Below are 2,816 nucleotides of genomic sequence, written 5' to 3'. Positions count from 1 at the left end.
GTGCCGTTGCCTGGGGCACCGCGGCGGGAGCCGCAGGGACCTCCGCGGCGGGCAGCCGCGCTTCGGTGCCGGGATCGGCCGATTTTGGCGCTGCGGGCGGCGTCTGCGCCGCCACTTGCGCCGGCGGCGTGGGATTGAGATACGGGTCGAGTGCGCCCGATACATAGGCGGTTCCCGCGGCCGCGACGGTCCCACCCGCCGCGAACAGAAACGCCTTCAGTGGATTAATCGCCATACTTCCCTACCCCTTAGCCACCTAACGCCGGTCTAGCCTGTTTTACCAATACCGACAAGAAAAAGCCCGGACTTGTTAACTCTTGGGGCTTGACCCGGCTTTCAGACCCAATCACCAATCATCGGCATGAACACGATTCGATCCGTCTGCGTCTATTGCGGCTCGTCTCCGGGCCGCGATGAAACCTATATCAAGGCCGGACACCTGCTCGGACGCTCGATTGCCAAAGCGGGACTGCGGCTGGTCTATGGCGGCGGCACCAAGGGCATTATGGGTGCTGTCGCCGAAGGCGCGCTCAAGGCCGGCGGCAAGGTAACGGGCATCATTCCGCGCTTCCTGATCAACAAGGAAGCGAGCGAAACCGCGCTTGACCGGCTCGATGAACTCTTCATCACCGACAACATGCACGAGCGCAAGCACAGGATGTTCGAGAAATCCGACGCCTTTGTGGCGCTGCCGGGCGGGATCGGCACGGTCGAGGAGATCGTCGAGATCATGACCTGGGGGCAGCTTGGCCATCATCGCAAGCCGATCGTCTTCGCCAATGTCAAAGGATTTTGGGATCCGATGCTGGCGTTGCTCGATCACATGGCCGCCGAAGGCTTCATCCACACCGCACAGCGGGTCAAGCCGCTGGTCGTCGACGACCCTGAAGCGATCGTCGCCGCCATCATGGTGGCAGGATCGTCCGTCGATGCTCCGACCGAGGGCGTGCAGTCGGTGATCGACAAAATGTAGGGGAGTAAGAAAATACGGCAGTAAGGCAGTATGTGAATTGCCTGGAGTGTCCTGCCCTACTGCCCTACTGCCCTACTGCCCTACTGCCCTCTTCCTCCGCAGCCTGCCGCAAATCGGCAATCACCGCCCGCCGGTCTTGACGCCGCCAGGCGAGATGGAGTGAAACCGTGCGGTCGAACCACGGCAGGTCGCGAAACACGATCCGCGGCGGCGCAGCGGAACGCAGGCTGGCTTGCACCGTCGCCAGGCCGAGACCTGCGCTGACAAGGCCAAGCGAGGTTAGCGGATCCGCCGTTTCATAGGCGATGTCGGGCAAAAAGCCGGCTTTGGCGCAGGCGGCAAGGAACTGGCCGCGATTGGTGTCGTCCGGCTGGCGCACGACGGTGATCCAGGTGCGACCGTCAAGGTGATGCGGCCCAACCTCTGGTATTTGAACAAGCGGATCATCTTCGGGGATCGCCAGCACCAGCGGCTCATGCCGCAGCGCCATGGCGGCGACATCCGGGTCGTCATCAGGTGGCGGCGAGTAGACAAAGCCCAGATCCAGCGACCGCTGCCGTAGCCCTTCCAACTGCGCCGCCGAACGCAGGCTTCTCAGTTGCAAGTGGAAATCCGGCCGGTCGCGACGGAACTGGCGCAGCATCCCGGCGACAAGCCCGGCATGAACGGCGCCTTCGACATAGCCGATGGCGAGCCGACCGACGGCGCCGCTGGCCAGGTTTCGGCCGAACTCCTCCAAACGTCGCGCACTGGACAGCAGGGCGCGGGCCTCGGTGAGGAAGGCGCGCCCCTCGGCGTTGAGATGGACCCGCTGCTTCGATCTTTCAAAGAGGGAAACACCCAACTGCTCCTCGAGCTGGATGATCTGCCGGCTGAGTGGCGACTGGGAAATATGCAGCATCTCGGCGGCGCGCCCGACATTGCCGGTTTCGGCGACGGTGACGAAATACCTGATCTGGCGCAGGTCGAACATTTTTTCTCCAGGCTCCAGTCCCCCGAGGTCTCAACTTTAGCCTAACCAGTCTTAGACAGTCTGACCAGCGGGAGCGATAGTTCGGCCATCCAACCAAAGCAGACCGCCATGCAGTTCTTTGCCCTTCTCACCCGCAACACCGAAAAATTTGCCGATGCCGATTTCGCTCCGCTTCTGCCCGGCGAAGCCGAACAGCGGCGCACGCTCTATGCCGAAGGCGCGGTACGCCAGGTGTGGAACCGAGGCGACATCCCGGGCAGCGGCATGATGCTCGAAGCCGCCGATGATGCAGAGGTTCGCGGCCATCTCGCCACCTTGCCGCTGGTCAAGGCCGGCATGATGGACATTGCCGCAATCGTGCCCCTCAAGCCCTACCCCGGCTTCGGCCCGAAGCACTGACCGGGGCACAATCCGGGGTGGCGAAGGCGTCACCACCGGATTGACGTGGGTGATCGACAGACCGTGATCGGCTGTCAAGAAACCGTCACACCGAACCGGGTTCGCTCGTGCTAGAAATCAAGGCCAGGCAGCCGCCGTGCGGTGCCATTTCGGAACATGCATCTGGCACCGCCCATGGATATCACTCTCGCCCCGGAAGGCACCGACCTGTCGCCCTACCTGCCCGACGAGCACGGATTGTTCTTCATCTATCATTTCACCGCTGAGGGCGTGCGAACCAGGGACGCCACCGCCGCGCACTGGACATGGCGCAGCTACCAGCTTTCCGACATGCGGGCCCGCCATGAGATCGGCGCCGATCAGGCTTTGCCGGCACCGGTGCGCGAAGCTTTCCTGTCCGCCAGCCATGGCTGCCACATCGACCTCGAGGACGACTGGCTCTATGGCGATCTGCCGGACCTGCGCCATGAC

Annotated in this window: 3 protein-coding genes and 2 pseudogenes; 3 read left to right on the top strand and 2 right to left on the bottom strand. The window is 63.1% G+C overall.

Annotated elements, in window-relative coordinates; translation table 11 throughout:
• A pseudogene (locus EN964_RS30880) lies at positions 1-235 on the bottom strand (peptigoglycan-binding protein LysM); the annotation flags it as partial.
• A 126-nt stretch (positions 236-361) separates the two neighbouring features.
• Here EN964_RS30880 and EN964_RS30875 point away from each other — a divergent pair.
• The gene (locus tag EN964_RS30875; protein ID WP_127268242.1) at positions 362-973 is read left to right on the top strand and encodes a TIGR00730 family Rossman fold protein; all 612 of its coding nucleotides are present in this window, start codon (positions 362-364) and stop codon (positions 971-973) included.
• 64 nt (positions 974-1,037) lie between these two features.
• Here EN964_RS30875 and EN964_RS30870 read toward each other — a convergent pair whose 3' ends face one another.
• Positions 1,038-1,946, bottom strand: a complete 909-nt coding sequence (locus tag EN964_RS30870; protein ID WP_206517463.1) for a LysR substrate-binding domain-containing protein — start codon at positions 1,944-1,946, stop codon at positions 1,038-1,040.
• 108 nt (positions 1,947-2,054) lie between these two features.
• Between EN964_RS30870 and EN964_RS30865 the strand changes: the two genes are divergently transcribed.
• The gene (locus EN964_RS30865) at positions 2,055-2,345 is read left to right on the top strand and encodes a muconolactone Delta-isomerase family protein (RefSeq protein WP_127271666.1); all 291 of its coding nucleotides are present in this window, start codon (positions 2,055-2,057) and stop codon (positions 2,343-2,345) included.
• Between the two features lie 174 nt (positions 2,346-2,519).
• Positions 2,520-2,816 (top strand): annotated as a pseudogene (locus EN964_RS30860) (magnesium transporter CorA); the annotation flags it as partial.

This window comes from Mesorhizobium sp. M7A.F.Ca.CA.001.10.2.1 (assembly GCF_003998575.1).
GTDB lineage: Bacteria > Pseudomonadota > Alphaproteobacteria > Rhizobiales > Rhizobiaceae > Mesorhizobium.
This window is presented reverse-complemented; position numbering and strand designations above follow the sequence as displayed.